Origin of the sequence: Streptomyces sp. NPDC057617, from assembly GCF_042800555.1 — a bacterium.
Classification (GTDB): domain Bacteria; phylum Actinomycetota; class Actinomycetes; order Streptomycetales; family Streptomycetaceae; genus Streptomyces.
The window spans coordinates 323,676-346,547 of record NZ_JBHVGV010000001.1 but is presented as its reverse complement, the minus strand read 5'-3'; the positions used below and the strand labels follow the sequence as shown (position 1 = coordinate 346,547).

23 protein-coding genes are annotated in these 22,872 nt (G+C 70.8%); 17 read left to right on the top strand and 6 right to left on the bottom strand.

Annotation, left to right across the window (positions count from 1 at the left end; genetic code table 11):
• Nucleotides 1–128: 128 nt before the first annotated feature.
• The 5 genes from ACFU9P_RS01520 to ACFU9P_RS01500 form a co-directional block, all read right to left on the bottom strand.
• On the bottom strand, nucleotides 129–998 hold the full coding sequence (locus tag ACFU9P_RS01520) for an alpha/beta fold hydrolase (RefSeq protein WP_384077034.1): 870 nt from the start codon (nucleotides 996–998) through the stop codon (nucleotides 129–131).
• Complete coding sequence (locus ACFU9P_RS01515) at nucleotides 995–1,483, bottom strand: SRPBCC family protein (protein ID WP_384077031.1); 489 nt, start codon at nucleotides 1,481–1,483, stop codon at nucleotides 995–997. The genes ACFU9P_RS01520 and ACFU9P_RS01515 overlap by 4 nt, the downstream gene beginning before the upstream one ends.
• A gap of 115 nt (nucleotides 1,484–1,598) precedes the next feature.
• Nucleotides 1,599–3,113 (bottom strand): FAD-binding protein, encoded by a 1,515-nt coding sequence (locus tag ACFU9P_RS01510; protein WP_376385813.1) that lies wholly within the window; start codon nucleotides 3,111–3,113, stop codon nucleotides 1,599–1,601.
• A 20-nt stretch (nucleotides 3,114–3,133) separates the two neighbouring features.
• Nucleotides 3,134–4,696: a flavin-containing monooxygenase gene (locus tag ACFU9P_RS01505; protein ID WP_376385814.1), complete on the bottom strand. Its 1,563-nt coding sequence runs from the start codon at nucleotides 4,694–4,696 to the stop codon at nucleotides 3,134–3,136.
• 10 nt (nucleotides 4,697–4,706) lie between these two features.
• Nucleotides 4,707–5,591, bottom strand: a complete 885-nt coding sequence (locus tag ACFU9P_RS01500; protein WP_376385815.1) for a class I SAM-dependent methyltransferase — start codon at nucleotides 5,589–5,591, stop codon at nucleotides 4,707–4,709.
• 191 nt (nucleotides 5,592–5,782) lie between these two features.
• Between ACFU9P_RS01500 and ACFU9P_RS01495 the strand changes: the two genes are divergently transcribed.
• From ACFU9P_RS01495 to ACFU9P_RS01485, 3 genes are read left to right on the top strand one after another with little or no spacing between them, the layout of a single operon-like run.
• Nucleotides 5,783–6,043: a hypothetical protein gene (locus tag ACFU9P_RS01495; RefSeq protein ID WP_046502425.1), complete on the top strand. Its 261-nt coding sequence runs from the start codon at nucleotides 5,783–5,785 to the stop codon at nucleotides 6,041–6,043.
• Nucleotides 6,044–6,054: 11 nt separating this feature from the next.
• The gene (locus ACFU9P_RS01490; protein WP_052744505.1) at nucleotides 6,055–7,041 is read left to right on the top strand and encodes a 3-oxoacyl-ACP synthase III family protein; all 987 of its coding nucleotides are present in this window, start codon (nucleotides 6,055–6,057) and stop codon (nucleotides 7,039–7,041) included.
• Nucleotides 7,038–7,793 carry a 3-oxoacyl-ACP reductase family protein gene (locus tag ACFU9P_RS01485; RefSeq protein WP_384077024.1) on the top strand — a complete coding sequence of 252 codons (756 nt, stop codon included), beginning with the start codon at nucleotides 7,038–7,040 and terminating at the stop codon, nucleotides 7,791–7,793. The genes ACFU9P_RS01490 and ACFU9P_RS01485 overlap by 4 nt, the downstream gene beginning before the upstream one ends.
• Nucleotides 7,794–7,994: 201 nt before the next feature.
• Here ACFU9P_RS01485 and ACFU9P_RS01480 read toward each other — a convergent pair whose 3' ends face one another.
• Nucleotides 7,995–8,924: a BTAD domain-containing putative transcriptional regulator gene (locus ACFU9P_RS01480; RefSeq protein WP_384077021.1), complete on the bottom strand. Its 930-nt coding sequence runs from the start codon at nucleotides 8,922–8,924 to the stop codon at nucleotides 7,995–7,997.
• A 387-nt stretch (nucleotides 8,925–9,311) separates the two neighbouring features.
• On the opposite strand from ACFU9P_RS01480, the gene ACFU9P_RS01475 reads away from it, so the two are divergent.
• The 14 genes from ACFU9P_RS01475 to ACFU9P_RS01410 all read left to right on the top strand — a co-directional run bounded on the left by ACFU9P_RS01475 (nucleotide 9,312) and on the right by ACFU9P_RS01410 (nucleotide 22,736).
• A complete protein-coding gene (locus ACFU9P_RS01475; RefSeq protein WP_376385818.1) occupies nucleotides 9,312–10,529 on the top strand; it encodes an aminotransferase class I/II-fold pyridoxal phosphate-dependent enzyme in 1,218 nt (405 codons plus the stop codon).
• A gap of 142 nt (nucleotides 10,530–10,671) precedes the next feature.
• A complete protein-coding gene (locus ACFU9P_RS01470) occupies nucleotides 10,672–11,922 on the top strand; it encodes a beta-ketoacyl-[acyl-carrier-protein] synthase family protein (protein WP_376385820.1) in 1,251 nt (416 codons plus the stop codon).
• The gene (locus ACFU9P_RS01465; protein WP_384077018.1) at nucleotides 11,919–12,899 is read left to right on the top strand and encodes a MaoC/PaaZ C-terminal domain-containing protein; all 981 of its coding nucleotides are present in this window, start codon (nucleotides 11,919–11,921) and stop codon (nucleotides 12,897–12,899) included. The genes ACFU9P_RS01470 and ACFU9P_RS01465 overlap by 4 nt, the downstream gene beginning before the upstream one ends.
• Nucleotides 12,889–14,394, top strand: coding sequence for an AMP-binding protein (locus ACFU9P_RS01460; protein ID WP_376385823.1), 1,506 nt, complete (start codon nucleotides 12,889–12,891; stop codon nucleotides 14,392–14,394). Before ACFU9P_RS01465 ends, ACFU9P_RS01460 begins: the two co-directional genes overlap by 11 nt.
• The gene (locus ACFU9P_RS01455) at nucleotides 14,391–14,654 is read left to right on the top strand and encodes an acyl carrier protein (protein ID WP_046502413.1); all 264 of its coding nucleotides are present in this window, start codon (nucleotides 14,391–14,393) and stop codon (nucleotides 14,652–14,654) included. The genes ACFU9P_RS01460 and ACFU9P_RS01455 overlap by 4 nt, the downstream gene beginning before the upstream one ends.
• Before the next feature lie 2 nt (nucleotides 14,655–14,656).
• Nucleotides 14,657–15,706 (top strand): hypothetical protein, encoded by a 1,050-nt coding sequence (locus tag ACFU9P_RS01450; protein WP_384077015.1) that lies wholly within the window; start codon nucleotides 14,657–14,659, stop codon nucleotides 15,704–15,706.
• The gene (trpA, locus tag ACFU9P_RS01445) at nucleotides 15,699–16,523 is read left to right on the top strand and encodes a tryptophan synthase subunit alpha (RefSeq protein WP_384077013.1); all 825 of its coding nucleotides are present in this window, start codon (nucleotides 15,699–15,701) and stop codon (nucleotides 16,521–16,523) included. The genes ACFU9P_RS01450 and trpA overlap by 8 nt, the downstream gene beginning before the upstream one ends.
• Before the next feature lie 2 nt (nucleotides 16,524–16,525).
• Entirely contained in the window at nucleotides 16,526–16,900 is a 375-nt protein-coding gene (locus tag ACFU9P_RS01440) for an ectoine synthase (protein WP_046502405.1), read from the top strand.
• A 76-nt stretch (nucleotides 16,901–16,976) separates the two neighbouring features.
• Entirely contained in the window at nucleotides 16,977–18,122 is a 1,146-nt protein-coding gene (locus ACFU9P_RS01435; protein ID WP_376385830.1) for an acyl-CoA dehydrogenase family protein, read from the top strand.
• The gene (locus tag ACFU9P_RS01430) at nucleotides 18,119–18,865 is read left to right on the top strand and encodes an N-(5'-phosphoribosyl)anthranilate isomerase (protein WP_384077009.1); all 747 of its coding nucleotides are present in this window, start codon (nucleotides 18,119–18,121) and stop codon (nucleotides 18,863–18,865) included. The genes ACFU9P_RS01435 and ACFU9P_RS01430 overlap by 4 nt, the downstream gene beginning before the upstream one ends.
• Nucleotides 18,862–19,575: an indole-3-glycerol-phosphate synthase gene (locus ACFU9P_RS01425; RefSeq protein WP_376385834.1), complete on the top strand. Its 714-nt coding sequence runs from the start codon at nucleotides 18,862–18,864 to the stop codon at nucleotides 19,573–19,575. Before ACFU9P_RS01430 ends, ACFU9P_RS01425 begins: the two co-directional genes overlap by 4 nt.
• Before the next feature lie 93 nt (nucleotides 19,576–19,668).
• Complete coding sequence (locus ACFU9P_RS01420; protein WP_384077006.1) at nucleotides 19,669–20,601, top strand: alpha/beta hydrolase; 933 nt, start codon at nucleotides 19,669–19,671, stop codon at nucleotides 20,599–20,601.
• Between the two features lie 193 nt (nucleotides 20,602–20,794).
• A complete protein-coding gene (metF, locus tag ACFU9P_RS01415; RefSeq protein WP_384077003.1) occupies nucleotides 20,795–21,766 on the top strand; it encodes a methylenetetrahydrofolate reductase [NAD(P)H] in 972 nt (323 codons plus the stop codon).
• Between the two features lie 361 nt (nucleotides 21,767–22,127).
• Complete coding sequence (locus ACFU9P_RS01410) at nucleotides 22,128–22,736, top strand: DUF1772 domain-containing protein (protein ID WP_384077000.1); 609 nt, start codon at nucleotides 22,128–22,130, stop codon at nucleotides 22,734–22,736.
• The last annotated feature ends 136 nt before the right edge of the window (nucleotides 22,737–22,872 follow it).

Here is a 22,872-nt window from a genome sequence, read left to right as displayed (position 1 = left end):
CCTCCTTCCCTGGCCCCCCCCAATAAGTTTGTTTTCTCGGGAAAACGGAGGGGGGGGTGGAGGGTCTTCGAGCTTTTCAGCAGCTCGGACCCCCGGCGGCAGAATCTCCTCGATCACGGCGCGCGTTCCTAGGCGCGCGACCGGGCGACCAGCCCCGTGACCGCCCGTACGATCTCGTCCGGCCGCTCCAGCGGGAGCATGTGGCCGGCCCCGGGGAGCCGTTCGAACCGGGCGTCCGGCAGCGCCTTCGCCACCGCGCTGCCCAGCTCCGGCTTGACGACCCGGTCGTTCTCGCCCGCCAGCACCACCGCGGGCACCTCCACCGCCGCCAGCCCCGCGCGCAGGTCCATCCCGCGCGACGAGGCGAAGCAGTCCGAGCGCACCTGCGGCGAAGCCGCCGCGAACATCTGCCGGTTGACTTCCAGAAGGTACGGGTCGACGCCCTTGCCCATCGTCTGCGCCAGCAGCCGGCGGCCGAGCGCCGGGCGCCGCAGGGCGCGCGAGAACAGCGCGCTGCCCATCATCCGCACCTCGCTGTCGGGCGTCTCCTGGTCGTGCGCGGCCGTGCCCAGCAGCACCAGACCGCGGAGCCGGCGCGCGGCGGCCGGGTCGGCCGTGGCGTACGCCATCGCGGCGAAACCGCCGCCCGAGTGCCCGACCAGTACCGCGTCCCGCGACCCGGTCTCGCCCAGCACGGCCGCCAGGTCCGCGCCGAACCGCCGGATGGCGATGGGCTCCTTGCCCAGGCCCGACGCGCCGTGCCCGCGCTGGTCGTACAGCACCACCCGGTGGCCGGAGCGGATCAGCCGGTCGGTGACCGTACCCCAGACCCGGCGGGCCGCCGCCCAGCCGTGGGCCAGCACCACCGTCGTACCGCTGCCGGGACCGGCCTGCAGCGGCGCGAGGACGGAGACCGCGAGCGCGGCGCCGTCGTCGGTCCGTACGGTCGTCTCGTAGGTACGGGCGTGCTGGTCCGCCGCCGTCGTGGCGGGGCTCATCGCGCGCCTCCCACCGGAGCGGAGGCGAGCTGCGCGTTGAGCGCCGCGAACGCCGCCTGGGTCGCCTTGGAGTGCTCGGCGCCGATGTCGGCGACCTTCGCCAGCAGCTTCAGCTTGCCGTGCGGACGGCCCCGGAAGTGCATGGTGATACGCGTGCGGCGGCCCTCCTCCAGCGGCTCCAGAATGAAGTCGGCCGGACCGCGGAAGACGCCGTCGACATACTCGACGGTCATCCTGCGGCCCGGGAGGACGGACTGCGTACGGGCGGTGAAGCGGAGCTTGGGGCCCCCGTTGCCGACGCCTTTCGTGTGGACGGTCACGGCGACCCGGCCACCGATCTCGTCGGGCGCGCCGGAGACCGTCTCGAAGGTGTTGGCCGGGACCCACCAGCGGGCGGCACCGCGGAACTCGGCGACGAGCGCGTCCCAGACGACGTCCGCGGGGGCGTCGACCACCGCCTCGTCGATGATGTCGTAGCCGTTCATGCCAGTCTCCCTGTGTGGGACGGCGGATGGGATCGAAGGAGCGGGGCCCATGGCAGGGCCCCGCTTCCGTGACCGCTGTGCCGGTCCGGCCCGACGGCCGGCCCGGCACACCGGATCAGCCGAAGAAGCCCTGACCGGGGGTCAGGATGCCGGCCGGGTCGTAGCGCCGCTTGGCGTTGTACAGGTCCGTGTAGCGGCTGCCGAAGTGCTTCTTCCAGTCCGCGGTGGTCATCCGCGGGATGGCGCCGACCAGATAGCGCTTGGCGCCCAGGGCCACGGCCTTGTCGTACAGCCGACGGTTCTGCTCCAGCATCCCCGCGATGTTCGGCTCACCCGGGTGCGGGAAGCGCAGCAGGTCGAAGAGGTAGCCGATCGAGTCGTTCGGCTGGACCGCCATCGGGCGCTTGAGCTTCGACGTGCGGTACGGGTACGTCAGCACGAAGCCGACTCCCAGGTCGTTCGCCGTCAGGTCGGCCTCGGCGATCTGGAGGAACTGCTTGACCTTGGCGGCCGGCAGGAACAGGCTCAGCCACGGCTTGGGCTGCTCCCAGTAGCCGCCCGCCTTGTAGTCCTCGACGTACGCGTCGAACCGGAAGATGTAGTCCCGGAAGGACATGTCGTCGACGGTGGCCTCGGAACGGACGTCCCGCAGCCCGGCGATCAGCGGGTCCGCGGCCGGGGCGGTGCCGGTGTAGGGAACGCCCAGCTCCATCCGGTAACGCCAGCCCGAGTCGTCGGGCTTCCTGGCGAGTTCACCGGCCTGGACCTCGAACTTGCCGCCCGCCATGACCTTCTCGGCGTCGGCGAGGTAGGTCGCGACGTCGTTGTAGACCAGGTTGATGACGACGATCCGCTCCTTGGCGGGGACGATCTTCACCGTGACGCGGACGATGATGCCCACCTGGCCGCCGCCGGCCAGCGCGGCGTTGAACAGGTCGGGGCGGACACTGGGGGAGGCGGTGAGCAGCTGCCCCGCGCCCGTGACGATGTCGATCGACTCGATGGTGTCGACCGCCAGACCGTACTTGCCGACCGTGCCGCCGATGCCGCCGACGCTGATCGTGCCGCCGATCGACAGGTGCATGTAGTCGGGCATGGCCGGGGGCATCTTGCCCTTGGCCGCGGCCGCGTCGGTGAGCTGCGCCCAGGTGACACCCGCCTCGACCACGGCGGAGTTCGTACCGACGCTGATGACCTTGCCCAGACCGCGGGAGTCGATCGAGATACCGCCCGGGACGGCCGCCTGGCCGTAGTTGGAGTGCGACTCCAGGTCGTCACCGGTGCCGCTGCGCCCGTTCGCGGCGATCTTCAGGTTGTTGGCCCGGGCGTAGTTGACCATCTTGACGATGTCGTTGACCGAGCCCGGCACCAGGACGGCCCAGGGCGTGATGTTCGACACCAGGGCGCCGAAGTCCTTGCTGAACTGCACAAGGTCGGCAGCCGAGGTCTTCAGCGAGCCGTCCAGCGGCGGTACGGGCGCCACATCGCCCCACCAGCCGCCACCGTGGTTGCGGCCCGCCTCGGCGGCGGTGGCCCAGGTCTGCGTGGCCGCGTTCCAGCCCACGACGGTCGCGGCCGTGGCGGCCATACCGCCCAGGACTCTGCGCCGGGAAGGGGTGTTGGTGCTCATCTGGTCGTTTCTCCCGTTCGTCAGGCGTGGTTGACCGCGGGACGACCGGCGCCCACGGTGGTGGCGAGCTGGTACTCGCCCAGGTCGAAGTGCTTGGTGCCGTTGCGGAACCGCCAGGTGTACGTGGGCCAGATCGACGGGTTGCGCCCGGCGCTGTCCAGGTACCAGCTCTTGCAGCCGCCGGCGCTCCAGACCGCGCGGGCCTGCCGCTTGTCGAGCGTGGCGTTGTACGCCTGCTGCGCCTCGGGCCGCACCTCGACGCTGGACAGACCGCGCTTGTCCATCTGCTTGAGCGCGTCCATGACGTAGGCGATCTGGGACTCGATCATCACGGTCTGGGAGGAGTGGCCCAGCGTCGTGTTGGGGCCGAGCATCATGAACAGGTTCGGGAACCCGGCGATGGTCGTGCCGCGGTGCGCGGACATCCCCTCGCTCCAGGCCTCCCGGAGCTGCACGCCGCCCTTGCCCCAGATCCGCCGTGCGATCGGACGGTCCGTGGCCATGAAGCCGGTGCCCATGATGATGGTGTCGACCTCGCGCTCCTGGCCGTCCTTGGTGACGATGGACTTGGCCCGGACATGGTCGATGGAGTCGCTGACGATGTCCACGTTCGGCTGCTGGATCGCCGGGTACCAGGTGTTCGAGAACAGCAGCCGCTTGCACGCCACCACGTAGTCGGGCGTGAGCCGTTCCCGCAGCGCCGGGTCCTGGACGCTCTTCTTGAGATGGTCGGAGGCCATCTTCTGGACCTTCTCGGCGACCTTGGGCCGGGCGAAGGCGAAGGCGAGGACCTCACGGCCCCACATGTTGAAGTTGCGCCGGAACTTCTGGTAGCCCGGGAAGCTGCGCAGCATCGACGAGTGGAACTTGCTGTTGACCTTGTCGTTCTTGGGGCCCACCCACGGAGGCGTGCGCTGGTACAGGTCGAGCTGCCCGACCTCGGGCTGGATCTTCGGCACGAACTGGATGGCCGAGGCGCCCGTACCGATCACGGCGACCCGGCGGCCCGTCAGATCGTGGTCGTGGTCCCAGCGCGCCGAGTGGAAGACCTTGCCCTCGAAGTCCGCGAGCCCCGGCATGTCGGGGATGGACGGCTCACTGAGGTAGCCGGCGCCCGCGACCAGGACCTGCGCGGTGTACTCGCCGCCCGAGGTCTCGATGTGCCAGCACCGGGTGTTCTCGTCCCAGCGGGCCGCGATCAGCTCGTGGTTGAAGCGGATGTGCGGGCGTACCCCGAAGCGGTCGGCGCACTTCCGCAGATACTCGAACACCTCGTCGCGCTTGGCGAAGGTGCTCTTCCACTCCGGGTTGCGGGCGAACGAGAAGGAGTAGAGATGGGCCTGGACGTCACAGGCGCACCCCGGGTAGTCGTTGTCGCGCCAGGTGCCGCCCACCTCGTCGGCCCGTTCGAAGACCAGGAAGTCGTCGATTCCCTTCTGGAGCAGCCGGATGGCCGTCCCCAGGCCGGAGAAGCCGGTACCGATGACCGCGACCCGCAGATGACGGGTGGGGCCCCGGCCGGCCGGCTCCTCCGTCCCGTTGCTCACGCCGCCCCCGTGGGCGGGTTCGAGAATGCTCGTCACGGTGGCCTCCTCAGCCCCTGCGCTCGATGGTGACGCGGAAGTTGTTGAAGAACTTGTCTTCGAGGGTGTAGGCGAAGATGTCGAGGTAGCGCTCGAAGCGGGCCACGACCTCCTCACCCTCCAGGGCGACGGCCGTCTCACGGTCCGCGGCGAGCCGCTCCAGCCAGGCGCGGCACGCCATGGCGAAGGACTCCCGCTCGTTGACGATCTCCACGACGTGGAAGACGCCCTCGGCGGCGGCGGTCAGCTCGTGGAGGTGGGGGATGTGCATCCCCTCGAACTCCGAGCGCTGCAGGAACTTCAGGTCCGCGAGCAGCTCGCGGTTCATCGGCTGCGCCTCGGCTGTCATCGTGTGCAGAACGAACTTCGCACCCGGGTTGAGGGCCTTGGCCACCTGGTTGAAGAAGAAGCGGTAGCGCTTGGTGCGCTCGCGCGGCGGCAGGTTGGAGGAGACGAAGTGCTCCAGCGCGTTGATGCAGAACGCCGCGTCGTACTTGTCGTCCGTGTCGTGGTCCGCCCAGCTCTCCACCCGCGTGGTGATGCGCGGGTTGTCCAGGCCGGCGATGAACGCCTCCTGGGTGCGGCTCAGCGTGAGACCGACGGCCTGCTCCACACCGTGCACGGTGGTGAGGCGGTTGAGCATCGTGCCCCAGCCGCAGCCGATGTCCAGCACACGGCGGGTGCCCGCGGCCCCGGCCAGCTCGGCGAAGGTGTCGAGCTTGCGCTCCTGCGCCTCGTCCAGTGTTCCGACGAGGTCCTCGCCCTGCTCCCAGTAGCCGCCGGAGTACATCATGGTCGGACCCAGCAGGAGCCGGTAGAAATCGTTGCTCACCTCGTAGTGGTGCCTGACCGCGTCGACCTCGGGGTCCACGGATCTGGGGGCGACCGTTGTCATCCTCGACCTCTTTCCTGTCGTTCTCGTCGCTGCGCCGCTCGTTCCGACCGTTGAATCGGCCACGAGCAAACCGCGTTGCTCGCAACAGATGTGCAAGACGTCCATGAGTCGGCGGTGTTGCGCCCGGATTGCGCGGCCCGCGCTTCCATGCCTCTCGAAACCGGATGCACCGCGAGAGAGGACCGAAGCTCATGACGCTGCCCACCATCGAAGAACTGGCGAGCCAGCTCGAGGCCGTGTCGGGCGCCCAGGAGGTCAGCCCCGATGCACCGCTCCAGCACATCGCCGACGTGGACTCGCTGGACCTGATGGAGTGGCTGTACGGGTTCCAGAACCAGTACCCGGACATCCCCGCCGACGAGTCGCTCTTCGCCGACCTCGACGACACCACCACGCTGCGCCACGTGTACGAGCGGATCCTCGCGCTCGTCCCGCAGCCGGCGCAGGCGTAGCGAGCGCGCCTGTGAACGGCTTCGACATCACCGGGTGGGGCATGGCCGTACCCGAGCGCAAGGTCACGAGCGTGGAGTTGGCGGAGCGTTTCGGCGTCGACGAGAACTGGATCGTCAGCCGGTGCGGCATCCGGGAGCGCCGGGCCGTGGGACCGGGCCAGACGACCGCCTCACTGGCTGTCGAGGCCGGCCGGCGCGCCCTGGAGAAGGCCGGGCTGACCGGTGGCGACATCGCCCATCTCATCGTCGCCACCGCCACGCCGGAGCAGCCTTCGCCGGCGACGTCCGCGTTCGTCCACCACGATCTGGGGATCGCGGGCGGCGCGCACGACGTCAACTCCGAGTGCGCGGGCTTCATCTACGCGCTGGTGTCGGCGATGGCGCTGATCGCCATCGACCCCCGGCCGATCCTGCTGATCGGCTCCGACACCCACACCCTGACGGCCAACCCCGCCGACCGGGACCTGTCCATCCTCGTCGGCGACGGCGCCGGCGCGGTGGTCCTCCAGCCCGGGCCCGAGAACCGGGTCAAGGCGTGGAACCTCGGCGCGGACGGCTCCTGCACCGGCAGTCTCAAGGTGCTGGCGGGCGGCAGCAGGATGCCGACCACCGAGGAGACGGTCCGTCAGGGCCTGCACTACGCCAAGATCAACGGCAATGAGATCTATCTCAACGCCGTGCGTTACACGGTCCGTACGGTCCGGGAGACCCTGGAGAGCGCCAAGGTCGACGCGGCCGACATCGACCATGTCATCCCGCACCAGGCCAATATCCGGATCATCAACTCGATCCTCAGCCACACCGGTCTGCGGCAGGAAGCACTGATCACCAATCTGGAGCGGTACGGCAACACCGCGTCCGCGTCCGTGCCGATCGCCCTCACCGAGGCGCTCGACGAGGGCCGGATCAAGAACGGTGACAAGGTGCTGCTCGCGGGCTTCGGGGCGGGCATGACCTGGGGTTCGATCCTGATGGAGTGGGGCGGGGTGAGGAAATGAGCGGCAACAAGCCGCAGGGCAGCCGCCCCGAGAAGCCGGTGGCCCTGGTCACCGGGGCCTCCGGCGGGCTCGGCCAGGCCCTGGCCCTGGAGCTGGACGCGCTCGGCTGCCGGGTCGCGGTGCACTACAACAGCTCCGAGACACAGGCCCGCGCCGTCCAGGAGAAGCTCGGCAACGACTCGGTCGTGGTCACCGGCGACGTCGGCGACTGGGACGCCGTCAACGCCATGTACGCCCGGATCAGCGATGAACTCGGCCCGGTCGACGTCCTCGTCAACAACGGCGCGATCCGCAAGGACGCGCTCATGGCGATGCAGTCACCGGCCGACTGGGCACAGGTGATCCAGACCAACCTGGTCGGTTCGTTCCACACCGCCCGGGTGGCCGTGCCGTACATGCTCCGCCAGCGGTGGGGACGGATCATCAACGTGGTGTCGCCCTCCGGCCTGATCGCGACAGCGGGCCAGACGGCGTACTCCGCGTCCAAGGCCGGTCTCATCGGCTTCACCCGCACCCTGGCCGCCGAGTGCGGCCGCCGCGGGGTGACCGTGAACGCCCTCTCGCCGGGCTTCATGATCACGGGGATGACGAAGGACCTGCCGGGCCGGGTCATCGAGGGCATGGAGGACAAGGCCCCCATCCCTCGCTTCGTCACGGTCGAGGAAGTGGCCCGCAGCGCCTCGCTCTTCCTGGACCAGGACTGCATGACCGGCCAGGTCATCAGTATCGACAGCGGGGTCTCGATCACCTAGTGCCCCTCCCGGCACTCGGCTGGCCCCACGGCCACGCCGGTACGAGACCCGTCACACATCCGTACGGCCGGTGTGCTCCTCGCGCCCCGGCCGTCCGGCATGCCCCGGCCCCTCGGACGGACTTCGAGCCCCGACCGGCCGGCGAAAAAAGAGGCGGCCCGGCAACTGCCGGGCCGCCCGCGTATGTTCCCCCGCTGTCGGTTACGCCACACGCCGCGTCGGCGCGGACCGCGCCGGACGCACCGGGTGGGTAAGACAGCCGTCCGCCGTCAGCGTGCACGGCCGCGGCGCCGCGGGCCTCGGGCTCGGCGCCTCGAACATGCCCATCAGCAGCGGATCGAGCCGGGTGACCGCCCTCGGCTCCGGCGCCCGCAGCGGATCGGGCGAGCGCAGCAGCTCCAGATACGCGGCCTGGCTCTCCGGCGCCGGGTCTATCCCCAGCTCCTCCGCGAGAACCTCCCTGAGCTGCTGATACGTGCGCAGCGCCTCGGCCCGGTTGCCCGCCGTACGGTGCGCGGCCATCCGGCAGCGGTACGCGCTCTCCCGGAACGGAGCGCGGCGTACGGCCTCTTCGGCGTAGCGCAGCGCGTGATGCTCGTCGCCGAGCGCGGACGAGGCCAGGCTCGCGGTCTCCAGCGCGGAAAGGCGCAGCTCATCGAGCCTCTCCCGGACGCTGTTGACCCACTCGCCCTCATGGGCCGGCAGGAATGACCCGCGTAGATTTGACACGGCGCCGGACGCGAGCTGCTGTGCGACGGCGTAGGAACCGGCCGCGTACGCCTCGGCCGCCTCGCCCAGCGCCGCCTCGGCGCACTCGATGTCCACCGCCGCGTCGTCGGGAAGCCGCAGCAGATAGCGGCCGCCCTGGGCGACGAGCGGGGTGACACCGGGCTGCTGCCGGGGGAACGTGACGAACGTACGGACCCGGCTGACGACGCTGCGCAGGGCCGAGGCCCAGGTGTCGGGCAGGCCGTCGGGCCAGACGGTGTCCGCCAGTTGGTCGCGGCTGGTGCCCCCGGACCGTTCCAGAATGAGCCGGGCGAACGCGACTTGAGCCTGAGCGCTGGACAGGTGCTGCGGAGGAACCCCTTCGGGTTCGATCGTGACGAGACCAGCAAGTCTGATGAGCAAGCTGTACTCCCCGGTGCGGTCGGCTTGTCTGCCGTTTCCGCCGGCGGCGGTTGCCACCGGCGTCGGAATCTCGCCAGGGGGCCCGTCACGATGGTCCTTGTGAAGGATATCGGGACAAGCGGTGCGTGCCCCCTGCACAAGATTTGGACGATACCAATCGGCCTTCTCCCCGTGTCAACCATGGCCGGGGAACATTCCCCGGGAATTGGTCGGAGAGATGGATTCCGCTTCCTGGATCGTGTCGCGTTCTTGTTGCGCCGTCCGATTTCCCCATTTCACGGTCGTGTTGCGCGCGGCTTGCGCGGCTGTCGTTGAATTGCGTCGCACTTTGAGTCCAGGGTTGAGCGGACTCCGGTAATTGTCCGAAACGTGGATGAGGAGACGCACGTGAACACGTCCGGAGGATGGGAACGTCTCGCGCCGAAACTGGACGCGACGCGCCGTCGTGTGCAGTCCCTCGAGTGGGAGCCGGCCCGCCGCAACAGCTTCGTGACGTACACGGTCGAGCGCGACTCGGCGTACGCCGACCTCGACGGCGAGCGGCTCCTGATGATGTCCGGCTACAGCTACCTCGGGCTGGCGGGCGACGAGCGGGTGGTCGCGGCGGCCAAGGCCGCGCTCGACCTGTACGGCACCGGCAACCACGGGGTGCGGGCGCTGGCCGGCTCCATCCCGCTGCACGAGGAACTGGAGGCGGAGGTCGCCCGGTTCGCCGGCCGCCAGGAGGCCATGGTCTTCGGTTCCGGCTACGCCGCCAACGTCGGTACGGTCGGCGGTCTGGTCGGCGGCGGTGACACCGTCTTCATCGACAAGTACGACCACGCCAGCATCGTCGACGGCTGCCGCCTCAGCGGCGCCACCGTCACCCGCTTCCGGCACAACGACGTCGAGCACCTCGACCGCCGACTGGCCGCGGCGAGCCCTGAGGGCGTCCGCCTCGTCATCGTCGACAGCGTCTACTCGATGGACGGCGACATCGCCCCGCTGCCCGAGCTGCGCGCCGTCTGCGACGCGCACAACGCGCTGCTGATGGTCGACGAGGCCCATGCCCTCGGTGTCATCGGCGCCACCGGCAAGGGCATCGAGGAGCACTTCGACTACACCGCGAAGGTCGACGTCAAGCTGGGCACCCTCTCCAAGGCCATCCCCTCCATGGGCGGCTGGGTGGCGGGACCGAGCGAGCTGATCGGCCATCTCAAGTACGCGGCGCGCCCGTTCCTCTTCTCCGCCGCCCTCGGCCCGGCCCAGGCCGCCGCCGCACTGGAGTCGCTGCGCATCCTGGAGCGCGAGCCCGAGCGGGTCAGCCACATCCAGACCGAGTCCGCGCGGTTCCGCAAGATGCTCAACGACGGCGGTATGCGCACCGGCGACAGCGAGACCGCGGTCGTCCCGGTCATCGCGGGCTCCGACGACGCGGCGTACGACTACGCCACCGCCTGCCGCGCGGCCGGTGTCATCGGACTGCCGGTGGTCACCCCGGCCGTCCCCAACGACCTGGCGCGGCTGCGGATCGCCATCACCGCCCGGCACACCAAGGCGGACGTCGACTTCGCCGCGGAGGCCTTCCTCAAGGCCGCCCACCAGTGCGGTCTGATCCCGGCCTGAACCACGGGGAACCCACCGGGCCCGGCCGGCCCTCGCGCCGGCCGCCGGCCCGGGCCTGCCCGCACCCACGCTCACCCTCGCGCGCCGGCGCCGGCCGGCCGCTGTCCGCCCTCCGCCGTCCGTACGGGATTCGGGATCAGAGATGTCAACCTCACCGAGGCACGCACAGCTCAAGGCGCCTGTCGCGATCACCGGCATGGGCGTCGTCACACCGGCCGGCTGCACCCCCGGCGACCTGTGGTCCGCGCTGCGCGCCGGCCGGTCCACGGCCGCCACCCTCACCCATCTCGATCTGGAGCGCCACCGGGTACGGATCGGCTGCCGGGTCCGCGGGCTCGACGAGGCCGGGCTCGTCCCCGCCAAGGACGCCCGCAGGATGGACCCGTTCGCGCTGTACGGTACGACGGCCGCCCTCGCCGCCCACCGCGACGCGGGCGCGCCCGACGCCGACCCGGACCGTACCGCGATCGTCGTCGGCAACGCCGTGGGCGGCCGGGCCACCAGCGACGCGGAGTCCCGTAACTTCACCGAGTCGGGACCGCACCGGGTCAATCCGCTGATGCCGCTGATGACGATGCCCAACGCGGCGGCGGCCCAGATCGCGATGCGGCTCGGCTGGCAGGGCCCCGCCCTGACCATCGCCACCACCTGCGCCAGCGGCGCCGACGCCATCGGCCACGGGCTGATGCTGCTCCAGACCTACCGGGCCGATGTGGTCCTGGCCGGCGGCTGCGAGTCGACCCTGACACCCGTCACCCTCGCCGGGTTCGGCAACCTCAACGCCGTATCGCTGCGCAACGACGACCCGGAGCACGCCTCCCGGCCGTTCGACGCCGACCGTGACGGCTTCGTGATGGGGGAGGGCGCCGGATTCGTCGTCCTGGAACGCCTCGACGACGCGCGGGCGCGCGGCGCGCAGACGTACGCGACCGTCGCGGGCTACGCCTCGACGGCCGACGCGTACCACCTCTCGATGCCGCTGCCGGACGGCGGCGCCGCCATCGGCGCCATGGCCGGAGCCATCGCCGACGCCGGTCTGACGCCCTCCGACATCGTCCACATCAACGCGCACGGCACCTCCACCCAGCACAACGACCGTGCCGAAGCGACCGCGCTGGCCAAGGTGTTCGGCCCCGACGGGCCCCCGGTCACCGCGAACAAGAGCGTCATCGGCCATCTCATCGGGGCCGCGGGCGCCGTCGAACTCATCGCCACGGTGCAGGCGATGCGCGAGCGCGAGGTCCCACCCACCGCCAACCACGAACGGCTGGAGCCAGGCATGGAAATCGATGTGGTCCACGGCGCCCCGCGCGCCGTGGCATCCGGTCCCGCGCTGTCCAACTCCTTCGGTTTCGGCGGCCACAACTCCAGCCTGGTGGTGGCGCCGGTATGACCACCTCCGCCCTCAACCCGCCGGCCGCGGTCCGTACCGTCACCGCCGAGGAGATCGCCGCCTACCGGTCCGCGGTCCGCGCCGAGCTGCCCGTCGCCAAGGACGAACTGGCCTCGCCCGTCCACGCGTTCGTCCTCGCCCACACGGTGGCCGAGCGGACCGTGGAGGCGCTGACCGCGGACGAGCCGGGACCCGTGTCGGTGGTCCACCTCTCCCAGGACATCCGCTGCCACCGGCTCGTACAGCCCGGTGAGACGGTCACCGTACGGCTCGAAGTTCTCGGTGCGCGACGCGAGGCGCGCGGTACCCGGGTCGCGCTGCGCTCCCGGCTGACCGGCGACGGCGCGGCCGGCGGGGACGCGCGCGAGGACGCCGAGCCCTTCGCCGAACTGGTCACCAGCGCCCTGCTGGTGGGCGCCACCGCCCTCGAACCCTTCGGGGACATCGCCGCCGGCGCCGCGGCCCCCGCGCCCTCCGGCTCCGGCGAGCCCGCCACCACCGTCCATGAGCCGACCGCCGAGTGGATCCGCCGGTACGCCCATGCCTCCGGCGACGAGAACCCGATCCACCTCGACGAGGAAGCGGCCCGCGCCGCGGGCTTCGACTCCGTCATCGCCCACGGCATGAGCGTGGTGGCCCTGGCCGTCGAGGAGATCACCGACCGGTACGCCGACGGGGACGCCTCCCGGGTCCGGGGGATCGGCGGCCGCTTCTCCGCGCCCGTCGCGCCCGGTGAACCGCTCCGCGTCGAACTCCAGCCCGACGCGTCGGGCCGCGTGGTCCGCTTCACCTGCCGTACCCCGGCAGGACCGGCCGTCAAGAGCGGCTGGGTCGAACTCGAACTCGCCGAAGAAGCAGCCACGGAGGACACGAAAACAAGCACAGCAAGCACAGCAAGCACGGAAGGCACGGAAGGCACGGAAGCAGGCACCCAGACCCGGAACGCGGACAGAGACGGAGCCGGTGATGACGACTGACGGACTCGGCCTGGTGGGTGGATTCCTCTCCCAGGTCCGTGAACGGCCCGATGCCACAGCCCTGTTGTGGAACGGCGAGGAGATCAGCTACCGCGAGCTGTACGAGGAGGCCGGCCGCCAGCGCGACCGGCTGGCCCGGCTCGGCCTGGCCCCCGGCGAGCCCGTCGGCGTCCTGGCCACCAAGTCGCCCATCGCCATCGCCCTCGTCCTGGCCTGCCTGCTGGCCCGCCGCCCCTTCCTGCTGCCCTCGCCCGCGCTCGCGCCCGCCCTGCTCGCGGATCTCTTCGCGCAGGCGGGTTGCCGCCGGGTGATCACCCCCGAGGCGACCGACCCGGGCGTGGTGCCCAACCCCGAGGTCACCCCGCAGCCGCTGGCGCCCCGCGAGGCCGCCGAGGTGTCGTTCATGCTCACCACCTCCGGCTCCACCAGCCTGCCCAAGATCGTCCCGCTGGGCCGCGAGGCCGTGAACCGGTTCGTCGCCTGGGCCGGACCCGCCTTCTCCATCGGCCCCGGCAGCACCGTGCTCAACTACGCGCCGCTCAACTTCGACCTCTGCCTGCTCGATGTCTGGACGACACTGGCGCACGGCGGCCGGGTCGTCCTGGTCGACCCCGGCCTCGCCGCCCGCGGCGGCCATCTGCTCGACCTCCTCGAACGCCATGACGTCCAGGTGGTCCAGGCCGTACCGATGTTCTACGGGCTGCTCCTCGACGCGGCCCAGCGGCGCGGCGCGACCCTGCCCGGCGTCGAGCATGTGATGTTCAGCGGCGACGTCATCCCCGACCGCACCTTCGCCGCGCTCCCCGAGCTGTTCCCCAAGGCCCGGATCCACAACATCTACGGCTGCACCGAGACCAACGACAGCTTCATCCACGAGGTCGACACCGGCGCCGCCGACGCCCCGCCCGTACCGATCGGCGTCCCGCTGCCCGGAGTCGAGGCACTGATCCTCGACGAGCACGGCGAGGCCGTCCAGGGCCCCGGCTCCGGCGAGCTGTACGTGTCCACGCCCTTCCAGGCGGCCGGGTATCTCGACCGGACCCGCCACGCCGACAAGTTCACCGGCCATCCGCTGGGACTCGACGACCGGCGCTGGTTCCGTACCGGCGATCTGGTACGTCGTGACGCCGCGGGCCGGCTCCATCTCACCGGGCGCAGCGACCACCAGGTCAAGGTCCGCGGGGTCGCCGTGAACACCGCCGAGGTCGAGCGGGTCCTCCTCGACCACCCCGCCGTACTCGAAGCGGGCGTGGCCGCCGTACCCGACCCGATCGAGGGCCGCCGGCTCGTCGCCGCCGTCCAGAGCGCCCCCGGCAGCGGACTGACCACCCTGACACTCCGTCAGCACTGTGCGAGGAGCCTGCCCAGGGCGGCCGTCCCGGCCAAGCTTCACATCGTCGCGGAGCCGCTGCCGAAGACCGCCACCGGAAAGGTCGACCGCAAGGCGCTCGACCGTCTCCACGAGTTGTCAACAGCAAAAGGAAGGACGTCATGAGCCACGTCGGCACCATCAAGCAGTTCGTCATCGAGGAGTTCCTGCCGGACGTCACCGCCCAGGAGCTGGCTGACGACCACGATCTGCTCTCGGACGGGGTCATCGACAGCCTCGGTGTGCTGAAGCTGATCGCCTGGGTCGAGGACCGCTTCGAGGTGGCCATCGGCGACGCCGACCTCGACCCCAACAATTTCCGCAGCGTCGCGGCGATCGACGCGTTCATCGCCGGTGCGCGCCGTCCAGAGGTGGCAGGTAGTTAACGGTGCATGAGGCACTCATCGGCCTGCTGGAGCGGCGCGCCCCGGTCGGGCGCGAGACCTGGCGGTCGTTCTGGGACCAGCTCGGCGACGGCGGCCTCGACAGAGCGCAGGCCCTCGCCCTGCTGGTCTCCCTGACCACCGGGCTGCCCGGCCACGAGACGCTGCGCGCGCTGCTGGACTCGCTCGCCGAACGGCGGCCCGCCGAAGAGGCGGGCCGCTGGGCGGGCACGGTCAATGTGGTGGGCACCGGCGGCGGACCCAGGACCTTCAACATCTCCACCGCGTCGGCGTTCGTCGCCGCCGCGGCCGGGGTGCGGGTCGTCAAGACCGGCTCGCGCGCGTACACCAGCTCGCTCGGCTCCGTCGACCTGCTGGAACGGCTCGGTGTCCGGCTGACCTCCTCGTACGACCAGACCGCAGAGACGCTCGACCGGTACGGCATCGCCTTCGCCGGACCGTTCGTCTACCCCGTCCAGCTCACCCGGCTGGCCAGGACCATCGCGCCGACCAGCATGAAGCCCTTCGGCCGCTTCCTCAACGCCCTCGGGCCGTTCCTCGCGGACCTGCCCGTCACGGCGCAGATCACCGGGGTCTCGGCGATCGCCCCACTGGCCGAACTGCGCGCCCTCGCCACCACCGTGACCGGCCGCACCCTGTGGCTGACCACCAACGACCGTGGCGCCGATGAGCTGCTCGGCTTCGCCGACAACACCATCCACACCAACGACGGCCGTGAACTGCGCTTCCCCGCGGGCCAACTGGTGCGGGGAGACGGCGGTTTCGAGGACCTCCAGCCCGTGACCGACCCCGCGTCGGCGCCCGCCCACTTCCTGTCCGTGCTCGACGGCACCGCTGGCGAGGTGGCCACCCGTACGGTCTGCCTCAACGCCGCGGCCCTGTCGGTCGCGAGCGGCCACACCCCCGACTGGACCAAGGCCCTCGCCGTCACGGAGGAAGCGGTACGGAGCGGAGCCGCCCGCGATCTCGCGGAGCGGATACGGGCGGCGGCGCCCCGCACCGCCACCAGGACCGGGACGGCGACCCATGGCTGACTTCTTCCCCAGGACCACCCCCGGCGAAGGACCGGGCCTTGCCCTGTTCCTCAACGCCGGGGACCCGCCCCTCGACGTCCTCGCCGATCTGGTCCTGATGCTCGACGAGGAAGGCGTCGACTGCCTCGAACTGGCCGTGCCCTTCCCGGACTCGGTCACCGACGGGCCCGTGATCCGCCGCTCGGCCGCCCGCGCGCTCGCCCTCGGTGTCGGGCTCGACGAGGTGCTCGCCTTCATCGCCGAGGTACGGCCGAAGCTGCGGCGGCTGCGGATCGCGCTGCTCGCCGACTGGAGCCACTCCCTCAAGAACCGCGAGCCCGGGAAGACCCTCCGCGCCATCGCGGACTCGGGCGCCGACGGGCTGCTCGTCCACGCGCTGCCGCCCCGGCTGCGCACCGCCCACTACACGGCGGCCCGCGCCGCGGGGGTGCCCGTCGTCACCACCTGCTACCAGCAGAGCAACCCCGGGACCATGGCCGAGGCCGCCGCCGAGGCCACCGCGTACCTCTATCTCGTCGCCCACTACGGACGCAGCGGCACCGCTCCGGCCGCCGGCCACGCCGCCCTGGCGGGTACGGTCACCGCGCTCCGGGCGCACACGACGTCCCCGATAGCCATCGGCTTCGGGGTCAGGACCAGGCAGGACGTGGAGACCGTCGGAGCCTGCGGAGCCGATGCCGTAATCATCGGCTCCGCAGGTGTCGCCCGGATCGAGCAGTCGCTCGACCGAGGGGGCGACGTCGTAGACGGCTTCCGCACCTTTGTCAGGTCCGTATCGCCCAACCGTTCCATCACACCCGAGAGAACTGGGAGTTGATCATGTTCATCCGCGAACTGGAGAACGTGAAGACGGTCGAGTGGGGCAATGGCCTGAGCCGTCGCTTCATCGTGGCCGCCGACGGCCTCGACTACAGCATCACCGACACTATCGTGCGCGCGGGCACCAAGTCCCGTCTGGAGTACCGCAATCACATCGAATCCTGCTACTGCATCGAGGGCTCGGGCGAGGTGATCGAGCTGGACGGCACCTCGCACCCGATCACGCCCGGCGTTCTCTACTCGCTCGACGAGCACGACGCCCACTACCTCGTCGCCAGCCCGCACGAGGACCTGCGTCTGATCTGCGTGTTCTCCCCGGCGCTCCGCGGCGACGAGGTGCACCAGCTCGACGAGCACGTCTCCTCCGCCTACTGACCGCTCCTGATCCGTCCGCAGTCCGCTCGACCGCCCGCCACTGATCGTCCGTAACTCCGTAACGGAAAGGCTCGCCGTGATCCGCTGGAACGCCGACCAGGCCGAACTGCGAGAAGGTCTGGCCCGGTGGGGTGAGGCGCTCAGCGCCGGCCACATAGAACAGGACGAACAGGCCACGTTCTCCTGGGACAAGTGGAAACTGATCCGGGAGACCGGCATCCTCCAACTGCCCTTCGACGAGCGCTGGGGCGGCCTCGGCCAGTCCCTGCTCACCACCATGTATCTGCTCGAAGGGCTGGGCGAGCACTGCCGTGACTCGGGGCTGAGCTTCTCGGTCACCACCACCATGGCCAGTACGGGCGTACCGGTGGAGAAGTTCGGTACGGACGAACAGAAGGAGCGGTATCTCACCCGGATCTGCTCGGGAGAGATGATCGGCGCTCATGCCATCACCGAGGCCGAGGGTGGCTCGGACGCCATGGCGATGACCACCCGGGCGGTACGGGACGGCGACCAGTTCGTCCTGGACGGCTCGAAGATCTTCGTCAGCAACGGCCCCGTCGCCGATGTGTTCGTCGTCTACGCGCGTACGCATCCGGACGGCGGTCCGCTCGGGGTCACCGCGTTCCTCGTGGACCGGGACACCCCGGGGCTCACGATCGGCAAACCCACCAAGAAGATGGGACTGCGGACCTCGCCGCTCAGCGAGCTGTTCTTCGACGAGTGCCGTATCCCCAGGACCCAGGTGCTCGGCCGGGTCGGCGGAGGGTTCATCGTGCTCGACCATGTGATGAAGCGGGAGATCCTGTTCTCCTTCATCGTCAACGTCGGGGAGATGCAGCACCGGCTCGACCGCTGCCTCGACTACGCGAAGACCCGCCGTTCCTTCGGCAAGCCGATCGGCTCGTACCAGTCCGTCGCCAACAAGATCGTCGATACGAAGATCAGGCTGGAGACGGCAAGGAAGTGGCTGTACGACACGGGTGAACGGCTCGCGGCCGGCGAGAACGTCACCGTGGATCTGGCCATCGCCAAGCTGGTGACGAGCGAGGCCAATGTGGAGACCAGTCTGATCGCCGTGCAGATCTTCGGCGGGCACGGCTATATGACCGAGTACGGCCTGGAGAAGGACGTGCGCAACGCCGTGGCCGGCACGATCTACTCCGGCACCACGGAAATCCAGTACAACCGCATCGCCTCGATGCTGGGTCTGGGCAAATGAGTCCGGAGCCCGGCTCCAGGCTCCCGGCGGGACACTCGGCCGCACCCGAGACCCGCCGGGTTCTGAAGGTCTGCGGAGCCACCTCCCCCGAAGACATCGCCACGCTCGCCGCCGCCGGAGCGGACTGTGTGGGCGTATGGCACGGCGTACCGGGCGGCCACGCCGAGCTGTCCGAGGAACGCCTCACCGGACTCGTCGCGGCGGCCCGCGCCACCGGCCGGCTCGAACCGGTCCTCGTCACCTTCCTCGCCGACCCCGAAGCCCTCGCCGGCCTGGCCCGCCGTACCGGTCTGCGCTGGCTGCAACTGCACGCGTACCAGCCGCCCCCCGTCGTCGCGGCACTGCGCGCCGCCCTGCCGGACGCGGTCCTGGTCAAGGTCCTTCATCTGCGCGGCGGAAGCTGCCTGGAACGCCCGCTGATCGGCGCGTACGAACGGGCGGGCACCGATCTGTTCCTGCTCGACGCCGCCACCGAGGACGGCCGGATCGGCAGTACGGGACAGCGGCTGGCGGAGCCGGACGTACTGGCGCTGCTGCCCAGGCTCAGCCGGCCGTTCCTGCTCGCGGGCGGCATCACCCCGGACAGCCGTGCCGACTACGACGGCGTCGCCGCCCACCCGGGGTTCCGCGGCATCGATGTCGACACCGCCGCCCGTGACGGCGGCGGACGCTTCTCGGCGCCCGCCGTCACCGCCCTGGCCCGCGCCTGGCGGACCGCCCCGTCCCTTGAGGAGTCCTTATGACCGCCCGCTTCCTGGAAGCCCTGCTCGCCGCCGAACGCCCCCTGGTCATGGAGGTCAAACGGCGCGACGCACACGGCTACGACCTCCTCGGCGGGCGCACCCCGGCCGCGATCGTCGAGTCGTACGAGGCGGCGGGCGCCCCGTGCATCTCCGTGGTCACGGGACGGTGGTTCGGCGGCACCCCCGCGCTGCTGCGCGATGTCGCCGCGCTCACCGATCTGCCGCTGCTCCAGAAGGACTTCATCACCCGCAGGGACCAGCTCAGGACCGCTGTGGAACTGGGCGCCTCGGCCGTACTGCTCACGGCCGCGCTGCTGCCCAGGTCCAGTATGCGCACCCTGATCACCGCCGCCCTCGCGGCCGGACTCACCCCGTTCATCGAGGTGACCGAGGAGGCCGAACTCGACGGCCTGCCGCACACCGAGGCCTGTGTGATCGCCGTCAACAACAAGGACATCAAGACCAAGGAGACCGACCGGGGCAATCTCGACCGCAGCCTCGCCCTGCTGCCGGCACTCCAGGCGGCCGGTACGCCGTGCCCGGTCAGCGCCAGCGCCATCGACAGCCCGGCCGACGCGGCGCGGCTGCTCGACGCGGGCTTCGGCGGACTGCTGGTCGGCACCTCACTGCTGCGTACCGCGAACGCGAGTGCCTGGCTGGAGGAGCTGGACGGCGCCAGGACCCGCTCGGTCCCGGCCCGCAAGGCCTGACCGCTTTCCCCGTAGGCCTTTACCGCTTGTACGCCCCGGCCACCCCCGTTCCCGTACCGCTCCTGCACCCGCTCCCCGGGAGAACCGCCCGCCATGACCGCACCCGCCGCACCCGCCGTCCCCGATGGATCCGCCGCCCCCGCTGACGTCCTGTCGGCGGTGCCCGCCGTCCGTGCCGTCACCCTCGATGCCGACGGCATCGAGGTGTCGGGCCTGCTCGCCGAACCCGAGGGTGCCGCACCCCGTGCCGTGATCGTCGCCATCCACGGCCGGGGCATGTGCGCCGAGTACTTCAACGGGCTGACCGACCCGGCCGACTCACTGCTGGCGCTCGGCGCGCGCCTGGGCTTTTCCGTGCTCTCCCTCGACCGCCCCGGCTACGGCGCGTCGGCGCGGCAGATCCCGGAGGGCCAGCCGCTCGGCGAGCAGGCGACCACCCTGCACGCCGCGCTCGCCGACTTCGCCCTGCACCACCCGACCGGCGCCGGCTTCTTCGTGGTCGCCCACTCCGACGGCGGCAAGGTCACCCTGCACATGGCGGCCCAGGACGCGGGCAGCGCGCTGATCGGCCTCGACATCAACGGCTGCGGCTGGCGGTACGCCCCGGAGGCCCGGCACTTCCCCGACACCCTCGGCGGCGGCGCCTCCCGGCTCAACTGGGGCCCGCTGAACCTGTACGCGCCCGGTACGTTCCGGGCCAGCCGCGCCCTGCTGCGGCCGGTGCCGCGGCGGGAGGAGATCCAGACGGCGGTGTGGCCCATCCAGTACCCGAAGCTGGCCGACCGGATCACCAGCCCCGTCCGGCTTACCTTCGCCGAGCACGAGCTGTGGTGGGAACTGGACGACGCGGCGCTCGCCTCCATGACCGGCCGGCTGACCGCCGCGCCCCTCGTGACGGTGGAGCGGCTGCCCGCCGCCGGGCACAACATCAGCATCGGCCGCGCGGCCCGTACGTACCATCTCCGGGCGGTGGCCTTCCTGGAGGAGTGCCTGCTGCGCGGCCGGGGCACCACCACCGGCATCTGACCTCCGGGCACCCGCCCGCGCGGGTTCCCTCCTGGGCTGAGCCCGAACTGCCCTGCCCGATAAGGCCGTTCACGGGGCCCGGCCGTACCCCGTGATCAGTCCGTGGGCATGCCCGGATGGGCGCGGCCCATCGCGGCTACTGTGTGCGGACCGTACTCACCCCCACACCGAGCGACCAGGAAGGACCCCCGCCATGGCGGCACAGAACCCGGAACGTCCGCGGCACCCACGGACAGGCCCGCGCCCCCTGCCGGCCGACGGAGGGCGCTCGTACTCCTTCGAGTTCTTCCCGCCGAAGACCGCGGCCGGCGAGCGCACGCTCTGGAACGCGATCCGCCGTATCGAGGCGCTCGCGCCGTCCTTCGTCTCGGTCACCTACGGCGCCGGGGGCTCCTCGCGCGACCGTACGATCGAGGTCACCAAGCGCATCGCCGCCGAGACCACCCTGCGCCCGGTCGCCCATCTCACCGCGGTCGGCCACTCGGTGGCCGAACTGCGCCACATCATCGGCCAGTACGCGGACGCCGGCATCCGGGACGTACTGGCCCTGCGCGGTGACCCGCCGGGCGACCCGCGCGGCGAGTGGGTACGGCACCCGGAGGGCTTCGCCCAGGCCAGTGAACTGGTGTCGCTCATCCGGGAGTTGGGCGACTTCACGGTCGGTGTGGCGGCCTTCCCGGAGCGCCATCCGCGCTCGGCGGACTGGGAGAGCGACATCCGCCACTTCGTGGCCAAGTGCCGGGCGGGCGCCGACTACGCCATCACCCAGATGTTCTTCCACGTCGAGGACTATCTCCGGCTCCGCGACCGGATCGAGGCGGCCGGCTGCACCACCCCGATCATCCCGGAGATCATGCCGGCCACGGACTTCCGCCAGATCCGCCGCTTCGCCGAACTCAGCGACGCCCGCTTCCCCGAGGACCTGGCGCGGCGGCTCGAAGCGGTCCGCGACCTGCCGGGGGAGGGGCACCGTATCGGCGTCGAGTACGCCACGGTCATGGCCGAACGGCTGCTGGCGGAAGGCGCGCCCGGACTGCACTACATCACCCTGAACCGCTCCACGGCCACCATGGAGATCCACCAGAACCTGGGCGTCGGCGCGGGCGCGCGCCGGGTCCCTGGCGTCCGTCCGGCGCCCGTACCTGTCCCGGTTTCCGTTTCCTAGGAAGAGGTTTCCCTTTTCCAGGGATATCTGGAGCCCGGGTCGAGAACGGCTGGGCGGGTCTGGCAGGCCGCCGCCCGCCCTGCCATGATCTTTCCGCCGGGCCGACCCCGGCCTGGACGCACAGACATGGACCTGAGCTTCGTGGCTATGTACCGTCTCACCGCACTGGACTTGACTGGTCTCATGACGCAGATCATGAGGATTGGCCAGGGAACCGGACCAAAGGCCGCGTGGACACTCTGAGATCAGCGGACAGACCCATCGCCGTGTCACACGTCGGCGGCGGCGTCGACGACGACACCGTGGCGGCCGCCGGATCACCTCTCATCGGACGGCTCCGCCCACCAGACAAGGACATCCCATGAGCTACAACCCGACCGGAACCCCCAACCCCTACGCCGCCCACCCGCCGCAGGCCCCGGCCGCGGCGCCCGTACGCCGGAGCAAAGCGGTCGGGCCGCTGCTGATGATCGCCACCATCACCATGGGGCTCATGGCGGGTCTCTTCTTCGCGTACGACATCTCCGTCATGCCGGGCCTGGCCCAGACGGACGACCGCACGTACGTCGAGGCGATGCAGAACTTCAACGCCCTGATCGACGGCAACGGGCTCTTCGGCATGGTCTTCATCGGCGCGCTGCTGGCCGCCGCGGTCGCCGCGTTCCTGGAGCACCGCCAGGGTCGGCGGGGTGCGGCGCTGTGGATCGGCGCCGCGGCCGTGCTCTACTTCGTGGCCCTGATGATCACCTTCAGCGTCAACATCCCGCTCAACAACGACCTGGCCGCCGCCGGTGACCCGGCCAAGATCACGGACTTCTCGATCGTGGAGAAGTTCAAGGGCACCTGGGAGGCGAGCAATATCGTACGGACCCTGGTCTGCACGGCGGCGCTGGGCTTCCTGGCCCGCGCGCTGGTGCTGCACGGCCGCGGCAGCGCCGTCCCGGCGGTGCCGCGCCCGTACGGTGTCTGACCCGGCGGTCCGCCGATACGGCCGGTGAGCGGAAGGGGGGGAAGGGACCAAGACCCCCCCCCCCCCCCCCCCTCCCCCCCCCCCCCCCCCCACCCCCCCCCACCCCCCCCCCCCCACTACCCCGTTTTTCCCCCCC